The organism is Methylobacterium sp. Leaf99, from assembly GCF_001422375.1.
Lineage (GTDB): Bacteria > Pseudomonadota > Alphaproteobacteria > Rhizobiales > Beijerinckiaceae > Methylobacterium.
On the sequence record NZ_LMMU01000001.1, the window covers coordinates 992,779 to 1,007,743 of the forward strand.

General features: G+C 68.1%; 18 protein-coding genes. 11 read left to right on the top strand and 7 right to left on the bottom strand.

Annotated features, from left to right (window positions below; all coding sequences use genetic code 11):
- Window positions 1–4 precede the first annotated feature (4 nt).
- From ASF28_RS04495 to ASF28_RS04510, 4 genes are all read left to right on the top strand, one after another.
- A complete protein-coding gene (locus ASF28_RS04495) occupies window positions 5–283 on the top strand; it encodes a hypothetical protein (RefSeq protein ID WP_056088182.1) in 279 nt (92 codons plus the stop codon).
- A 10-nt stretch (window positions 284–293) separates the two neighbouring features.
- Entirely contained in the window at window positions 294–998 is a 705-nt protein-coding gene (locus ASF28_RS04500) for an HD domain-containing protein (protein WP_056088185.1), read from the top strand.
- Between the two features lie 11 nt (window positions 999–1,009).
- On the top strand, window positions 1,010–1,525 hold the full coding sequence (locus tag ASF28_RS04505; protein WP_056088188.1) for a hypothetical protein: 516 nt from the start codon (window positions 1,010–1,012) through the stop codon (window positions 1,523–1,525).
- Between the two features lie 257 nt (window positions 1,526–1,782).
- On the top strand, window positions 1,783–2,139 hold the full coding sequence (locus ASF28_RS04510) for a hypothetical protein (protein WP_056088191.1): 357 nt from the start codon (window positions 1,783–1,785) through the stop codon (window positions 2,137–2,139).
- A 14-nt stretch (window positions 2,140–2,153) separates the two neighbouring features.
- Here the strand turns inward: ASF28_RS04510 and ASF28_RS04515 are convergent, their stop codons facing one another.
- The gene (locus tag ASF28_RS04515) at window positions 2,154–2,552 is read right to left on the bottom strand and encodes a hypothetical protein (protein WP_056088193.1); all 399 of its coding nucleotides are present in this window, start codon (window positions 2,550–2,552) and stop codon (window positions 2,154–2,156) included.
- A 144-nt stretch (window positions 2,553–2,696) separates the two neighbouring features.
- Between ASF28_RS04515 and ASF28_RS04520 the strand changes: the two genes are divergently transcribed.
- On the top strand, window positions 2,697–2,963 hold the full coding sequence (locus tag ASF28_RS04520) for a hypothetical protein (RefSeq protein WP_056088195.1): 267 nt from the start codon (window positions 2,697–2,699) through the stop codon (window positions 2,961–2,963).
- Window positions 2,960–3,553, top strand: coding sequence for a hypothetical protein (locus ASF28_RS04525; RefSeq protein ID WP_056088197.1), 594 nt, complete (start codon window positions 2,960–2,962; stop codon window positions 3,551–3,553). Before ASF28_RS04520 ends, ASF28_RS04525 begins: the two co-directional genes overlap by 4 nt.
- Window positions 3,554–3,758: 205 nt before the next feature.
- On the opposite strand, the gene ASF28_RS04530 is transcribed toward ASF28_RS04525, so the two are convergent.
- Complete coding sequence (locus ASF28_RS04530) at window positions 3,759–5,012, bottom strand: DUF3829 domain-containing protein (protein ID WP_056088200.1); 1,254 nt, start codon at window positions 5,010–5,012, stop codon at window positions 3,759–3,761.
- Here ASF28_RS04530 and ASF28_RS23540 point away from each other — a divergent pair.
- Window positions 5,011–5,145, top strand: coding sequence for a hypothetical protein (locus ASF28_RS23540; RefSeq protein ID WP_274533107.1), 135 nt, complete (start codon window positions 5,011–5,013; stop codon window positions 5,143–5,145). The genes ASF28_RS04530 and ASF28_RS23540 overlap by 2 nt on opposite strands.
- Window positions 5,146–5,442: 297 nt before the next feature.
- On the opposite strand, the gene ASF28_RS04535 is transcribed toward ASF28_RS23540, so the two are convergent.
- A complete protein-coding gene (locus tag ASF28_RS04535; RefSeq protein ID WP_056088204.1) occupies window positions 5,443–6,075 on the bottom strand; it encodes a tyrosine-type recombinase/integrase in 633 nt (210 codons plus the stop codon).
- Between the two features lie 404 nt (window positions 6,076–6,479).
- Between ASF28_RS04535 and ASF28_RS04540 the strand changes: the two genes are divergently transcribed.
- Together ASF28_RS04540 and ASF28_RS04545 are read left to right on the top strand one after the other, a co-directional pair.
- Window positions 6,480–7,232: a bacteriorhodopsin gene (locus ASF28_RS04540; protein ID WP_056088207.1), complete on the top strand. Its 753-nt coding sequence runs from the start codon at window positions 6,480–6,482 to the stop codon at window positions 7,230–7,232.
- Between the two features lie 110 nt (window positions 7,233–7,342).
- A complete protein-coding gene (locus ASF28_RS04545; protein WP_244474892.1) occupies window positions 7,343–8,173 on the top strand; it encodes a Brp/Blh family beta-carotene 15,15'-dioxygenase in 831 nt (276 codons plus the stop codon).
- 213 nt (window positions 8,174–8,386) lie between these two features.
- Here the strand turns inward: ASF28_RS04545 and ASF28_RS04550 are convergent, their stop codons facing one another.
- A complete protein-coding gene (locus tag ASF28_RS04550; protein ID WP_056088211.1) occupies window positions 8,387–9,295 on the bottom strand; it encodes a LysR family transcriptional regulator in 909 nt (302 codons plus the stop codon).
- A gap of 88 nt (window positions 9,296–9,383) precedes the next feature.
- On the opposite strand from ASF28_RS04550, the gene ASF28_RS04555 reads away from it, so the two are divergent.
- Both ASF28_RS04555 and ASF28_RS22285 read left to right on the top strand, forming a co-directional pair.
- On the top strand, window positions 9,384–9,827 hold the full coding sequence (locus ASF28_RS04555; RefSeq protein ID WP_056088213.1) for a PACE efflux transporter: 444 nt from the start codon (window positions 9,384–9,386) through the stop codon (window positions 9,825–9,827).
- A 593-nt stretch (window positions 9,828–10,420) separates the two neighbouring features.
- The gene (locus tag ASF28_RS22285; protein WP_147710024.1) at window positions 10,421–10,612 is read left to right on the top strand and encodes a hypothetical protein; all 192 of its coding nucleotides are present in this window, start codon (window positions 10,421–10,423) and stop codon (window positions 10,610–10,612) included.
- Window positions 10,613–11,083: 471 nt separating this feature from the next.
- Here the strand turns inward: ASF28_RS22285 and ASF28_RS04560 are convergent, their stop codons facing one another.
- The 3 genes from ASF28_RS04560 to ASF28_RS04570 are packed head-to-tail and all read right to left on the bottom strand — an operon-like array spanning window position 11,084 to window position 14,962.
- Complete coding sequence (locus ASF28_RS04560) at window positions 11,084–12,463, bottom strand: LLM class flavin-dependent oxidoreductase (protein ID WP_200912658.1); 1,380 nt, start codon at window positions 12,461–12,463, stop codon at window positions 11,084–11,086.
- Window positions 12,464–12,480: 17 nt separating this feature from the next.
- Entirely contained in the window at window positions 12,481–13,719 is a 1,239-nt protein-coding gene (locus tag ASF28_RS04565; protein WP_056088218.1) for an SfnB family sulfur acquisition oxidoreductase, read from the bottom strand.
- A 7-nt stretch (window positions 13,720–13,726) separates the two neighbouring features.
- On the bottom strand, window positions 13,727–14,962 hold the full coding sequence (locus ASF28_RS04570; protein WP_056088221.1) for an SfnB family sulfur acquisition oxidoreductase: 1,236 nt from the start codon (window positions 14,960–14,962) through the stop codon (window positions 13,727–13,729).
- Between the last annotated feature and the right edge of the window lie 3 nt (window positions 14,963–14,965).

Below are 14,965 nucleotides of genomic sequence, written 5' to 3' on the forward strand. Positions count from 1 at the left end.
TCCCATGCGCCGAACGCTGTCCCACACCCTCGTCCCGCTGATCCTCGTGGCCGGCCCGGCCGTCGCCCAGGCCCCCGCCGTGCCGCCGCGCCCGGCCACGACCTGGGTGCCGGTTGAGGAGCCCATGAGCGCGCTCCTCAACGGCGGCCACCGCATCGTCTCCGCCTCCGGTCCGAGCTTCACCCTCGAGCGGGGCGGCAAGTACGTGGTCTGCGAGGTGCGGCCGGCGGGCGGGATGCGCGGGGCTGCCGAGACCACCTCGACCTGCCACCGCGTGAACTGAGGCCGGCAGGATGGAAGCCACGGACGCGTCCCTTCGCGCGCGGTTCGACGCCCTGTGGGCGCGGACCGTCGGCACGCCCGGCGCGGCGGCGTGGCGGGCCCTCGATGCGGGCTACGGCGCGGCGGACCGGCACTATCACGGCTGGCCCCACGTCGCGGCGCTGCTCGCGGGGCACGATTCCGCGCGGGCGCATCCCGATTTCGCGGGCGTCGACGGCGACGCCGTCGACCTCGCCATCGCCTTCCACGACGCCGTCTACGACACCGCCCGCGCCGACAACGAGGCCCGCAGCGCCGACCTTCTGGGTGCCGAGGCGGGGCCGGCGTCCGAGGATGCGCGCGTCCGGGCCGCGATCGCGATGATCCACGCGACGGCGGCGCACGGCCCGAGCGCGGACCCGGCGACACGGCTCCTCCTCGACCTCGATCTCGCCGTGCTCGGTGCGCCGCGCGCCGTCTACGCGGCCTACGCGGCGGCGATCCGCCGGGAATACGCCGCCGTTCCCGAGGCGGCGTGGCGGCTCGGGCGCGCCCAGGTCCTCGACCGCTTCCTCGCCCGGCCGCGCCTCTACCAGACCGACCTCTTCCACGACCGCTTGGAGGCCGCCGCCCGCGCCAACCTCGCGGCGGAAGCGGCCGGGCTCCGCGCCGGGCCCACAGAACAGGCGGACCTACGGAATAGGCGGACTCACGGAATAGGCAGACTCACGGAATAGGAACGTCCCGCATGCGTCCCTCGCGTCGCGTCGCGCGCCTCGTCGCGCTCCTCGGCCTGCCCCTCGTGCTCGCGGCCTTCGCGGCGGAGGGCCGGTTCGGCATCACGCGGTACCGCCTCGCCGGGACCGCGTACGCCGTGCCGCACACCTACGAGTTTTCCCGAAATTTCCGCCTGCCCTGGCTCGACGCGCTCCCGGGGCTCGGCCGGGAACCGGCGGATTCGCTCTGGCTGATGCTGCCCGCCGCCGAGGTCGCGGCGGGCCTCCCCGGCTACAGCCCCCTCAGCCACGGCCATGCCGGCCCGTTCGCCGCCGACCTCGTGGTCCACGTCGTCGGCGACCCGGACGGGCGCCGCTTCGCACCCCTCCACGCCCGGCAATGGGGCATTTTCGATGCGCGGCTCGCCGAGGGCGCGCCGTGGCGGCCCGACCCGTCCGGCGGCGAGCGCCTCGTCCATTCCGAGGGCGTCGACCATCGGCGCTTCTACCGCCTCCCGTCCCGGCACGCGGCGCGGCCGGCCGACTAGGCCCCGCCCGGCTGCCTCGCCTCGGACACTTCGGACAAGCGCGAGGTCTCCACCTGCACCTACCTCGTCCACCGCGACGGCCTCACCTACGATTTCTCCCTGCGCCCGGAGAATCTCGCCGTGGCCGACCGCGTGCCGGCCTACGTCCTGGCGCGCCTCGCGGCCTGGAAGCGTCCGGCACCGGCCCGGGAGAGAGTTCCCTGATCCGCCGCTACCCGGCCTACTGGCAGCGGCTGCGTAAGGACCGTCCCTCGAACGTGGCGGCCGGGCTCGCCGTCGTGGTGGGCCTCGCCGCCACCGTCTCGGTCACCGCCTGCCTCGTGCCGGGACCGCACGGCGCCGCCCGTGCCCAGCCGCTCTACTGGCTGTCGATGCTGCCCCTGGTCTGGTGGGCGAACGGCCTGGTGCGGTTCGAGCCGCGCGCGGTGCGGTGCTGGCGGGCCGCCCTGTCCCTGGCCTGCCTCGGCGCCGGTGCGGGCCTCGCGGCGGCCCTATGGCGGGCGGAGGATTGGACGCTGCCCGCCCTCGGCTGCGCCGTCACCCTCGCGAGCGCGTGTGCGAGCCTCGCGGTCCACCGCGACAGCCTGGTCGCGCGCGAGGGGCCGGCGCGCTGAGCGCCACGGACCCGTCAGCGCCGGCGGATCGGCCGCAGGGGGCCGTGGAAGAAGCCGGGCTCCATCCCGATCGCAGCGGCGCGCTCACCGATCACGGCGAGGCCGCCCAGCAGCCCGGCGACAGGGGAATCGAGCAGGCCCGGATGGTTGAGGGCCTCGCCGATCTGGCGGCCCTCCCACCAGAATTCCGCGAAGAGCAGGGCGAGGAGGCCGAGCAGCCCCCAGGTCACCAAGCCCTGCCCGAGGAAGTAGACGCCGTAGGGCGGCGACAGGATCGTGCTGAGTTTGGCCAGACCGATCACCCCGGCAAAGCCCAGGACGAGGATCAGGAGCAGGCGGACCAGCAGGCGCCGATACAGGCGCAGGGCCAAGTCGAGTTCCTCGACGGAGGAGTGGTCGAGCTTCAGGGACATCCAGGTTCCTCACATGCGGTTCTTCCGCCTGATACGGTCCGGGAGGTGTGGCTGACGGGCGGCCGCTCCGCAACCTGCACCGGGGCGGGTGACATCCCGGGGCCGGACGCCCATGCTCGTTCGCCGATGCGAGGAGCCCGAACCGTGCTGGCTATCCTAGACCGCCTGTTCTCCCGATCCGCCAGGCCTGCCCCCGCGACGGGCCGCCTCACGCCCGAGCAGGCGGCGGCGATCGCGGCGCGCGCCGCGGCGGGAACGGGCACCGCCACCACCGGCACGGCCGTGCCGACCCGGACGGACACCGGCCTCGTCTGGGATGTCTGCGAGGTCGCCTACGGCAGCGGCTGGCGCGTGTTCGTGGACGACGCCACGGGCGCGCCCGGCCCGCTCGGGCGCTGGGGCCTCAGGTGAGCCCGAGGGCACGGGGAAGAGCGCTCGGTGCGCTCGCCCTCCTGGGGCTTGCGGCCGGCTTCGCGCCGCAGGCCGTGCAGGCGCGCGACGGGGGCGCCTACCCGCTGGCCTGCCGTGACGTCCACGCGGATTTCGCCCGCACGGAGCACTGCGCCCGCCGCGCGGGGGACTTCGTCCGCATCGATCCCGCCCGCCTCGCGCGCATGCCGTTCCGGGGCGGGGTGACGGAGATCGTCGTCGATGGAATCGGCGCGCTCTGGGCGCGCCGCGACGGGCTGGCGCTGGCGGTGTTCCCCCTCGACAACGGGCCGGACCCCTTCGCGCAGGGGTTGGTGCGCGCGCGTCACGCCGGCAAGGTCGCGTTCCACGACCGGCGCCTGCGCCGGGTCCTGGCCACGGATTTCGACTGGTCGTTCCCGTTCAACGCCCGCGGCGAGGCCCTGGTTTGCCAGGGCTGCCGCTCGGACGGGCGCCAGCCATCCGCCATGATCGGGGGCCGATGGGGGTTGATCGACCGGCGCGGCCGGCTGACGAGGCCGTTGGCGGAAGGCCGAGGCGCCGCCCGGCGCTACTTCGACTGGCCCCGATGAGGAGCGGACGACGCGATCGCGATCCCGCGCAAAGGTTCAGCGACCGCTCTCCGTCCGTCCTCATTAAGAGACGCCGATGCTACCCGTGGAACGCACGCTCCTTGACATCGGCCTGCTCGTCTCCCCGCAGACTTGCGGAGGCGTAAGGACGAGCATTTACATTGAAGGAGACATCAGTCCTGTCTTCAGCGATCTTCAGCTGACCTCAGCCTGGACGCACCCGACTCTCATTCTTATGGCAAGATTCTAGATCGCGTACCGAGCGGTTGTAGGTCTCGTTGAAGCGTTGCGCCGGTTGGCTCGGATCACTCTTGGCGCGAATGTCCCGGGCGACGTCCCGGCCATGCCCAATTACGCTTGCGACCGTGTCGGTGTAGCCGGTGCAGGATGAGTTCGCCTTCGGACTCATGCCGTCGAGGACCGTGCCGAGGTGGCGGTTGGCGTTCGAGACCTCGCCGAGTGCGGCCAGGAAGGGAGCGACATCCGCCTTCGGTCCCAGTGCCTCGAACCGCCGGACCGCGCGGCGCAGGGTGAGGCTGGTGGACAGGAGGCGCCGTGCCGGCGCATCCTCCGGCAGGGCCGCCAGGCGGCGCTCATCCCGGGCGATCTCGCGCTCGAACAGGGCCGTGCCATAGGCGTCCATCGCCTTGGCGGCCGCCTCGACGCGGGGGACGAGGATCGCGTGCTGCTCGCGAGCGAACTTGAAGCCATCTTCTTTGAACTCGCGCGTGGTCTGATAGCGCGTGAGCGCCTTCAGGGTGGGATTCACCTCGCGCAGCGCCGTCAGCAGCCGGGCGGCTTGAGCATCGACCTCCGGGACGACGCCCGGTAAGGCGACGGCCTTCTCCAACTCGTCGATGACCCCATCGAAATCCACGATGCCGAAGTGGTACCAGGCGTTGGCACCGAGCTTCGTCCCAAGCTTGAGCACCCGCTCGTTGTCGCGCCGGTAGTCGGCCAACTGCTGCTCCAGGGGATGAGACCGGACCAAGTGGTTTTGGGCCTCGGTGTAGGCATTGGCCTTTGCCACCGCCTGAGCCTCGGGCGTCTGCGCCGGCGCCGGGCGGGCGGTCGCCCGAGCCGAGCCCGGCGGTGGCGGCGGGCTCTGCAAGAGGGCCTGGGAGGCCACGGGTGCGGCGGGAAAATCGCATTTGAATGCGTCGACCAAGCTTTTGCGCACGGCCTCATGGGCCTGGGCGCACTGATAGGCCACGGTCGGACGCGCCGCCTCGTTGCGCAGGACCGAGTCGCGGAAGCTCTCGCGCATCGTGTTGATGCCCTGGCGGATGCCGGGGCGAGCGGCTTCCGGTACGCCGGGGCTGGCCGCGCATTGGGCATAGGCTTCCAGGAAGGCGTCGCAGCTCTCGACGCCCACCGGTGTCACCGGCGTGACCGCCACCACGGGTGTGGCCGAGATCCCCCACAGGAGGGCCAGCGCACAGGCCGAACGGTGAGACATGCCGAGCTTTCTCGTGGAGGCTGTGCTGCGCATTCTGGTCCTCGAAGTTGAAGCGCTTGGTCATGGAACGACGACGCTAGGGATTGCGGATGGCGACATGGACCTCGTTGCATCGATCAAGTCGGGATTGTAGCCGAGGAGATGGTCCGAACCCTCCTCGGCGATGCCTTTCCTCATAATTACGTGGGCCTGGCTGGTCTCCGCCGGGGTTCTTCATCCCGGGGTAGATCGGCAATGCTGGATGACCGCTTTGTCGATCTGCCGCCAATCAGCGGACAGACCGCAATCCACCTGGGGCGGAAAGGCTGGGTTGGTTCGAGAACGCCTATATCTGGGACGGCATCATGTCGGGGTAAACGACTGCTTCAGGTGCGCTGCATTCTTGGAGCCTGCATGGCCCCCTCAACGTTGCCGCCGAGGAGGCCGGCTTTCAGATTTCGGTCGCTTCCGCCAGAGCGAGCGCGTCTTCAACGTCCACGCCAAGGTAGCGTACCGTGCTCTCGATTTTCGTATGCCCAAGCAGAATCTGCACAGCGCGTAAGTTGCCGGTTCGCTTGTAGATCAATGCCGCCTTTGTACGGCGTAAAGAATGTGTGCCGTAGTCCTCGCGCCGTAGCCCTATGCCCGTCACCCATTCATCTACCAGGCGGGCGTACTGCCGGGTGCTTATGTGCGCCTCGTGGTCGATCCGGCTTGGAAAGGCGTAATCGTCAAGCCCGCCCCCTCGGCACCCCAACCAAGTCAAAATGCTGGTACGTGCTGGTTCAAGCAGTTCGAACTGCACGGGCGACCCAGTCTTTCGCTGAACGACGATGACGCGCGCCCGTACATGCCCGCCGCTGACAAGCTCGCCGATCTTCAGTTTGACGATGTCACAACCACGCAACTTGCTATCAATGGCGAGGTCGAACATGGCCCGGTCGCGTACGCGCCGCTCTCCGTCGAGCCAGAAACGGATGGCCCAAACCTGTTGTGGTTTGAGCGCGCGTTTGGCGCCGAGCTTCCGTCCTGCGTTCCACGGTCGGCGGCTCTTGAAGGCTGGGTCGTGCTCTGAATGTCCCATCTCTCATCTCCCAACCGGCCCATGCCGGCAGAGAGAGAAGGGGTGCTGCGGACGTAGCCTGCGTATTACCGTTTAGACGTTCGGGATGTGTGCCACGCAGCTGCCAGACTTGAAATGCAGCCCTGCTGCGTCCGACCCATCCTCGCCGTTCCAGCCATCTGCTTTCCCGCTCGTGAAGCGACATTCAGAACACCGCTGAGGATCGAGCAAACTTGCCTTCGAGCGTGCTTCGCAGGTGTACCTAGTCGGACCATATCGCGCCGGCAGCGAACGCGACCTGAAGGTTCTGGGATCGCGTGACTGTGAGAGGCATCCCAAGCAACGATTGCAGTCGGTGAACTTTGTGCAGGAGGGCGGCCACGTTCGGGGCATGCTTTTCATCCTCCTGTACCGATGAGTTTTCGATGACGCCTCAATTTTGGCTCTGGCTCGGCTTCGCCGGCATGGCGGCAGGTGCCGCCGCGATCCTGTTCATGGGCAAGCGACGGACACACGCCGAGGAGGCGGATACCATCATCCACGGGATCGTGCCGATCATCGCGGCCTGCTCCTACTTCGCCATGGCGACGGGGCAGGGAAGCTTTGTTCTGCCCGCCGGTCCCGACGCGGCGGACACCGCGCGCCAGTTCTATTTCGCCCGCTATATCGACTGGACCTTCACCACGCCTCTGCTGCTTTTGGGCCTCTCGCGCACCGCGATGCATTCGGGGATGCGCCGGCCGGCCATCGTCTGGGGCCTGATCGGCTCCGACCTGATTATGATCGTGACCGCGCTGGCCTTCGGCCTCTCGACGGTCGCCTGGATCAAGTGGACTTGGTTCGCGATCTCCTGCGGCGCGTTCATCGCCGTATTCTACGGGATCTTCGTGCAGCTGCGCGAGGAGAACTCCGCTGAGCGGGCCGACGTGCAGTCTGCCTTCCGGCGCAACGCCGTGTTCCTCACGGTGGTCTGGTGCATCTACCCCGTGGTGCTTCTCGTCGGCCAGGATGGCCTCGGGATCCTGTCGCCGGCGGTGGCCCTGGCGGTCGTCGCGCTCTCGGATCTGACCGCCAAGGTCGTCTACGGGATCATGGCTACGCGGGAAACGACACGCGCGGTCGACCGTGATCTGGCCGAGGGGCGTGCCACTGCGACGCCGCTGCGCCGGGCGGCCTGACCCGGATGGCGGCTCGTGCGACCACTCCGGTCCTTGTGACCCCCGTTCGGGCGAGTCGCCGACGTCTGGGTTCGGCGGGAGCCGGGCCCCTGCTCCTGGCGGGGGCCCTCGTGGCGCTCGCCCTGGTCACCTCGGCCGCCCTACCACGCCAAGCGTCCTGGCTAGTGGCCCTGGCAATCGTAATTGTCCTTGGCGTGCCACACGGCGCGCTCGATGGTGTCGTGGCGGCCCCCCTGCTGCGTCCGCGCTACGGCCGGGCTTGGTTCGGGATCTTCGCCGTCCCCTATCTCGGCCTCTCGGCCCTGGTCCTGCTCGCCTGGCAGGTCGCACCCTTGGTGACCATGGCGGGCTTCCTTGCCTTGTCCGTCCTGCATTTCGGTGAGGAGGATGCCGGCCCAGGCCGGCCGTTCGAGGCCCTGGTGCGCGGCGGGCTGCCGATCGCGCTGCCGGCACTGCTGCGGCCCGAGGAGACCGCTGCGCTGTTTGCAGCCGTCACGCGGGTACCGATGGCGCATCTCCCCGGCTGGTGGATCGCCGCCGCCTGGCTCTGGCTCGCGATCGCTGCCGCGTGGGTGCTGGTGCGCCGACACCGGGGCGCTGTACTGATTGAGATGGCCGTCCTGGCGCTCGCCTTCCGGCTGCTGCCGCCGCTGACGGCCTTCACCTTGTACTTCGTCGGCCTTCACGCCCCTCGGCACATGCGCGCCCTGGTGCAAGACCCAACCCGGGCGCCAGGCATTGACACGATGCGCAAGGCTGTCTGCGCCTCGCTGCCGGTATTCGGGCTGACGATTGTTCTAGGCGCCGGCCTCTGGCCGCTCTACGCCGCCGATGCGAACGACCCCGCCGCCACCCTCCTGTGCCTCACCCTTCGGATGCTGTCGGCCTTGACGGTCCCGCATGTACTCCTCGACCGGATTGTAGGCAGGTACGAGAATTAGCGGCCCATGCCGGTGACTGCATCGTCGCTGGCAGACACGGCCTCGATTTGAATGTCGGTCAATCATCAGCCGTGCTCGTAAGCCGCCATTCCGCTTCCCACCCAACCCGGGCGTACAGCGGACCGGCAAATGCCGGCCCAACCCGGTCATCGGGACCGCCGTCAGCGCTTCCCGAAAGCGGCCATTCGTCGGCCGTCCCGCAACGCTCGTCGCTCAGCCTGTCCGGCTGCCGCCTGACAAACTGCCGACCCGTTCCGCCGCGAAGCGCTCGCGAAGCCATGCCGCGGCGGGGCCGCAGGGGCGCTGCTTGTGCCAGACCAGTTCCAGGGCGATGGGCCAGTCACCCTTGTCGAACTGCAGGTCCGGCGTGACGAGGTATGGCGCGGTGAGGGACGCGGCGATGACGTGATCGGTGACAAACGCCCAGCCGATCCCGTGCTTCACCATTTCCAGAATGACCCAGTGGCTCTCCACCCACCAAACCTCGGCGGCCACTCGCAGACGGCGCTTCTCCGGTCCGTCGCCGCGCGCGGCGACGAGGATCTGGCGGTGGCGCTTCAGTTCCTCCCACTCCACCCGCGCCTTCGCCAGCGGATGGTCGCGACCGCAGACGAGTTTGAGGGGCACCCAGCCGATGGTCTGGAAGCCAAGCTCCGTGGGCAGCACCTCCTGACGCCACATCACGCCGAGGTCGGCGGCTCCGGACTGCACCATGCGGCTGACATCCTCCATCAGCGGGAAGAGCAGTTCCAGTTCCACGAAGGGAAAGCGCCCGGCGAAGTCGGCGAACAGAGCGCCGAGGGCATGCTCAGGATAGAGCTCGTCGATGGCGACCACCAGCCGGTTCTCCACCCGCTGTTCCAGGCTGCTCGCCACGCCGATCAAGTGCTCCCGCCGTTCGAGCACGACCCGCGCCTCCAGCAGCAGCCGTTCCCCCGCCGAGGTGAGCACTGGGTTCCTACCCGCCCGGCTGAACAGGGTTAGGCCTAGATCCGCCTCAAGGTTCGCCACCTGCGTGCTGACAGCCGACTGCGCCTTGCGCAGCACACGGGCGGCCCCGGAAAATGAACCGGCTTCGGCCGCCGCCACGAAAGCCTGAAGCTGATCGAGAGAGACTGCCACCTATCTGATTTCCAGATACCTTCTAACTTGTTGGCTGGATTATCACAGATAGAAGGCTGCGGACCAGAGGCCCTTTCCAGGCAAAACCATGCGCAGCACACGCGACCGTATCCGCCACGCCATCCTGTTCGAGATCGTCGGGCTCGCACTCATCATTCCGCTCGGGACAGTACTGTTCGGCCTGCACGCCTCCGACATGGGCGTGATCGGGTTCGGCAGCGCCCTGGTCGCGACGGCGTGGAACTACGCCTACAATCTCGGCTTCGATCGAGCGATGCAGCGGCTGATCGGGCACACGCGCAAGAGCCTTGTCCTACGGGTCGGTCACGCCGTGCTCTTCGAAGCGGGGCTGCTCGTGTTCCTGCTGCCGCCCATCGCCTGGTATCTCGGCATTGCCCTCGTCCAGGCCTTCGTCATGGATATCGCGATTGCGGCCTTCTACGTGGCCTACGCCTTCCTCTTCAATCTGGCCTACGATCGAGCCTTTCCCCTGCCGGGCTGGAGCGATATCGCTGCAGAGCCCTCCCGCTGAGCATGTCCCAAACGCGCGTCCACCTCCGGGTGTTCGGTTGCCGCCACCAGATAAAGGGAGAGGGCATGCGGCTGAAGCCTCGTTTCCGCACATCGAGCTAACCGCTGCTACCGACCCCAAGCGGACGCTGCATTGGATCACGCCGCAATGACATCCAGCTAATCAGATGGTAGACTTATGTCAGAATTGTTTCTCGGCAGCCGTTCGTATAAAGCTTAAAACCTTATTTCGGTCTTGAACATGTTTTATTTTAGACCATAAATCAATAAGCTCAATTGTCTCAGAAATACAGCATGATGAATTATCGGAAAAATCTTCAATAGAGCAATTTAGAGCGGACGCAATTTTCGCTAGAATGTCTTTTGAGCATATCGGGCCACCGCTACCCCCGTCATCACTAAGCATCGATCGCTCCAAACCGTACTAAATCGTATTTTGCACAATCGTATTGTGTGCATTCGGCGAAGCGGCCGATCTATGTCTGAGATATTGAATTGGAAGGGCCCCGAAAAAAGAAAAATTCCCCTTCGCTGGCTTGCTTACAACCTGACATTTGATAGTTTTTTGGCTGCTACCAAGGGGCTGAAAGCGCGATGGGGGAAGAGGACCGTTTTGGTGAGATGGTAGATAACTGTCTGAAAGCTCGTGCAGCGTTGAAGAAAAGTGGCACGCCGGAGATGATGGCTTTAATGGATGCCCTGTTATTTCTGATTGGACGAGAAGCTGCCAAGCGTGCCGCTCAGGATCAGGGCGATACGCCCAATGTAGACCCCAACATTCAATGATTGCTCCGCATATTTACTAACCGAACGGCTGCTTTCCACCTGACCCGGTCATAGAGCGGACGGACGGGTGCCGACCCAACAGCGCCGTTGAGAGGTATTGGACCCTTGCTCGAAAGCGAACATTTACAGCACCGTTAGATTGACACGAAGGTATTTCAAAATGAATGTCGATCGGGCGCTCATTTCAGATCAGGTTATTGTCGTATCGGATACTATCAGGCATGGTCGTCATCGACGGGACGGCTCCTGCTGGGGCCGCCTCCAGATCGCGACCCTACACAGAAAGCTGCTCGACGGAGTACGGGTCGGTGCAGGCAGCGTCCCTCCGGATAAAAAGGCCGTCATAGGCCAGCCGCTCCGCGGTTTCGACGATCTAATGGATAGCAGCGTTGGTGAGTGCCTGACCGAAATCGGACCCGACGCTATGGCAGGTGTTACCGGAGGTGAGCAGGAACCAGAAGATGCCGTCGCTTACGGGCCGTCTTCGAAAGCGGCCGAGACGGCGTGGCGGAAGGCTTGGGCGGCGTGGCGGCCTGGAAGGCGGTCGCCCCGACCGAAAAGCTTGCCCCGCAGGGAGCCCTCGCCATAGGCGGTCTTGTAGATCCCGCGATCCTGGAGTTCCGGGACCACGAGGTCGATGAAGTCGGAAAAGCTCTCGGGCACGACGATGCGGCTGAGGTTGAACCCGTCGACCTCGCCCTCCTCGATCCAGGCCTGGAGTTCGTCGGCGATGGAGACGGCATCGCCTGTGAGCACCGCGTAGCGGCCCCCGAGGCCGAGTTCGGCGAGGAGGTCGCGCTTGGTCAGCCGACGCTGGGCGGCGGCCGCATTGGCCGACTGGATGGCGTTGCTCTGGCCGTAGGGAATCGGATCGTCGAGGCCGTAGGCGGCGAAATCGATGCCCGTGGACGCGGAGAAGTGCGCGAGTCCCGCCTCGGGGCTGGCATAGCGCAGGTATTCCGCCCGCTTCTCTTCCGCCTCAGCCTTCGTGCGTCCGGGAATGATCGCGATGCCGACGAAGATCTTCACGTCGTCGGGCCGCCGCCCGGTCGCCACCGCCTCGGCGCGGATGGCGCGCACGGCCTCGCGTGCGCTCGCGCGGTCGCGGGCCGAGATGAACACGCACTCGGCGTGGCGCCCGGCAAACGCCCGGCCGCGCCCCGAGGCGCCCGCCTGGTAGAGGACCGGCGTGCGCTGGATGGAGGGCTCGGACAGGTGGTAGCCGGCGACATCGAAGAACTCGCCGCGATGCGAGACCGGCCGGATATGGGCCGGATCGGCGAAGACCCGGGCCGCAGGATCGCGGCGCACGGCCGCGTCGTCCCAGCTTCCCTCCCAGAGCTTGTAGAGTACCTCCAGATACTCCTCGGCATAGTCGTAGCGCCGGTCGTGGGCGGGCAGCGCGCCGCTGCCCTGGCCGCGATGGGCGCTGTCGAGGTAGCCGGTGACGATGTTCCAGCCGATGCGGCCCTCCGTCAGGTGGTCGAGGGTCGATATCCGCCGGGCGAAGGTGGAGGGGGCCTCGGTGTGGACGTTGACCGTGAGGCCGAAGCCGAGGTGCTTCGTCACCGCCGCCATGGTGGAGACGAGGACGGTCGGGTCGTTGACGGGCAACTGCACGGCTTCCCGCGCGGTCACGTCGATGCCGCCGCCGTAGATGTCGTATACGCCGATGATGTCGGCAATGAAGAGGCCGTCGAACAGGCCACGCTCCAAGAGCTTCGCCTGGTCGGTCCAGTAGCTGAGCGTGTTGTACTCCGACGAGCGGTCGCGCGGGTGGGTCCAGAGTCCGTGGTTGATGTGGCCGACGCAGTTCATGTTGAACGCGTTGAGGAGGATCTGCTTCTTCATCGGTTCCCTGGCCGCCATCAGAGCGCTCCGTGCCGGGGCGGCAACCGGCCGTTGAGATGGTAGGCGCCGATCCAGTGATCCTTCCAGCGCACGGGGTCGTGCAGGGTGTGGGTGCGGACGTTGCGCCAGTAGCGATCGAGGGCCTCGGCGCGATTGGTGGCCGAGGTACCGCCGAGTTCGAGGAGCTTGTTGGCCGCGAGCAGGCCGGCCCGGTGGCTCGACGCCCGCGCCTCCGCCACGGCGACGGAGGCCGCCCCGACGCTTTCGGCATCGGGCGCAGCTTGCGCCGCGTCGACGAAGCGGCCGGCCCGCTCCAGAAGCGCATCGGCGGCGGCGAGGCGCACCCGCACGGTGCCGAGGGCGTGGAGCAGCAGGGGGTCCTCGCTCGCGCGCTCGACCCCGGAGTCGATCCACGGCCGGGCGCGGGCGCGCACGAACGGGAGTGTCGCCGCCAGCGCCCCCTGGCCGATGCCGAGATCGATCCCGGCGTGCAGGATCTGGGCGAAGGGGCCGATGGCGGTCGGCCGGTCCAGGGAGGCGCCGAAGGGCACCACCCAGTCCGGCTCGACGCGCACCCCCTCGAACAGCACCGAGCCCGAGCCGGTGACCCGCTGGCCGAAGCCGTCCCAGTCGTCCACCAGGGTGACGCCTGGTGCGTCCCGGGGGATGAAGGCGAGGTAGGCGACCTCGCGGCCGTCCTCCCGGGCGTTCACCAGGGTGGGGATGCGGTGGGCGAAGAGCGATCCGGTGCAGTAGAACTTGCGCCCCTCGACGAACCAGCCGGCGGGGTCGCGCACGAGGCGGGTGCGGCGGGTGTGATCGCGCTGACCGATCTCCGCCAGGGCGTTGCCGAAGCGCTCGCCCGCGAGCACCCGTCCGTAGAGGGCGCGCTTCTGCGCCTCGGTGCCGCCGTTGCGCAGCACTTCGAGGGCGTAGAAATGGTTCTGCGGGATCTGGCCGAGCGACCCGTCCGCCGCCGACACGATGGCGATGACCTGCGCGGCGGTGGCGCTGTCGACACCCGTACCGCCGTAGGCCTTCGGCACCGTGATGGCCCAGAGACCGGACGCGGTGAAACGCGCGATCTCGCCGAAGGGCAGGTCGCGGTCGAGGTCGCGCGCGATGGCGGACTTCGAGAAATCCTCGGCCAGGGTGCGGGCGACGGCGAGCGCGGTCGCGGCGTCGGGAATCACCGGCACCGGGCACGGCGGCTCCGGCTTGCGGGTGAAGGCGGTCTCGTGGGGTTGAAGCGGCATCCGGTCGTCAGTTCCACTGGTGCCGGGCGGGCAGCGCGTCGTTCAGCGTGTAGTTGCCGAGCAGATGATATTTCCAGCGCACGGGGTCGTGGAGCGTGTGCACCCGCGCATCGCGCCAGAAGCGGCCGAGGTTGTACTCCGCGCGCGTCGCCGAGGTGCCGGCGAGCTCCAGAAGCCGCTCGGACGCCTCCAGGGCGATCTCGGTGGTCAGGATCTTCGCTTCCGCGACGGCGACGGAGGCCCGTGCCGACGAGTCCGCCGTGACGGGTTCGGCGGCGACCCGGTCGAGGGTCCGGCCGGCGCGGGCCAGCACCTCTTCGGCGGCGTGCAGGTCGGTCTGCAGGCGTCCGATCTCGCCGAGGATGTAGGGATCCTCCGTCGCCTGCTCGACGGTGAAGGGGTAGGCGCGCGTCTTCGACCGCACGAAGTCCAGGGCGGCGGCGACCGCGCCCCGGGCGATGCCGGCATCGATGGCCGCCTGGACGAGTTGCGAGACCGGGCCGAACAGTGCCGGGCGCTCCGCCAGCGACGTGAGGTCGAGCGTCAGGCTCTCCTCGATGGCCGCATCCGCGAAGACGACCGTGCCGCTCGCCGTGGTGCGCTGGCCGAAGCCCTGCCAGTCGTCGACGACCCGCACGCCCTCGGCGTCGCGGCGCACCCAGACCAGGAGCGGCCGGCCGTCGTCGTCCAGGGCCCGGGCCGGGATCCAGTGAGCGAAGAGCGCGCCGGTGGAGTAGAAGCGCGTCCCGCTGATGCGCGCGCCCTCCGTGCCTTCCGTCAGGCGCGTGCCGACATGGGTGATCGCCCGGCCGTCGCGGGCCGGACCGGCATTGCCGATCCGGTGGCCGGCCAGGACGTCGGAGAAGATCCGCTCCGCTTGTGCGGGGCGCGCGGCCGTGCGCACCACGGCGAGGACGCCGAACTGGTTCTGCGGGATCTGCGCCGCCGAGGCGTCGGCGGCGGCCAGGATCGCGAAGACCTCGGCCAGCGTCGCGTGCGAGACGTCGGCGCCGCCATGGTCCCGCGGCACCGTGATGCCGCCGAGACCGCTCGCCGTGAAGGCCTCGATCTCGTCCCAGGGCAGGCGCCGCGCACGGTCGCGCTCCCCCGCGTCCTCGGCGAAAATCCGGGCGACGGCGTGGGCGGCCTCGATCGCCTCGGCATCCTGGCGGATGAGGTGCGGGCGGATGGGCGGCGGCGGGAGCCGGTCGGCGGCGGTGGCGTCGATGAGGGGCAAGGTCATGCG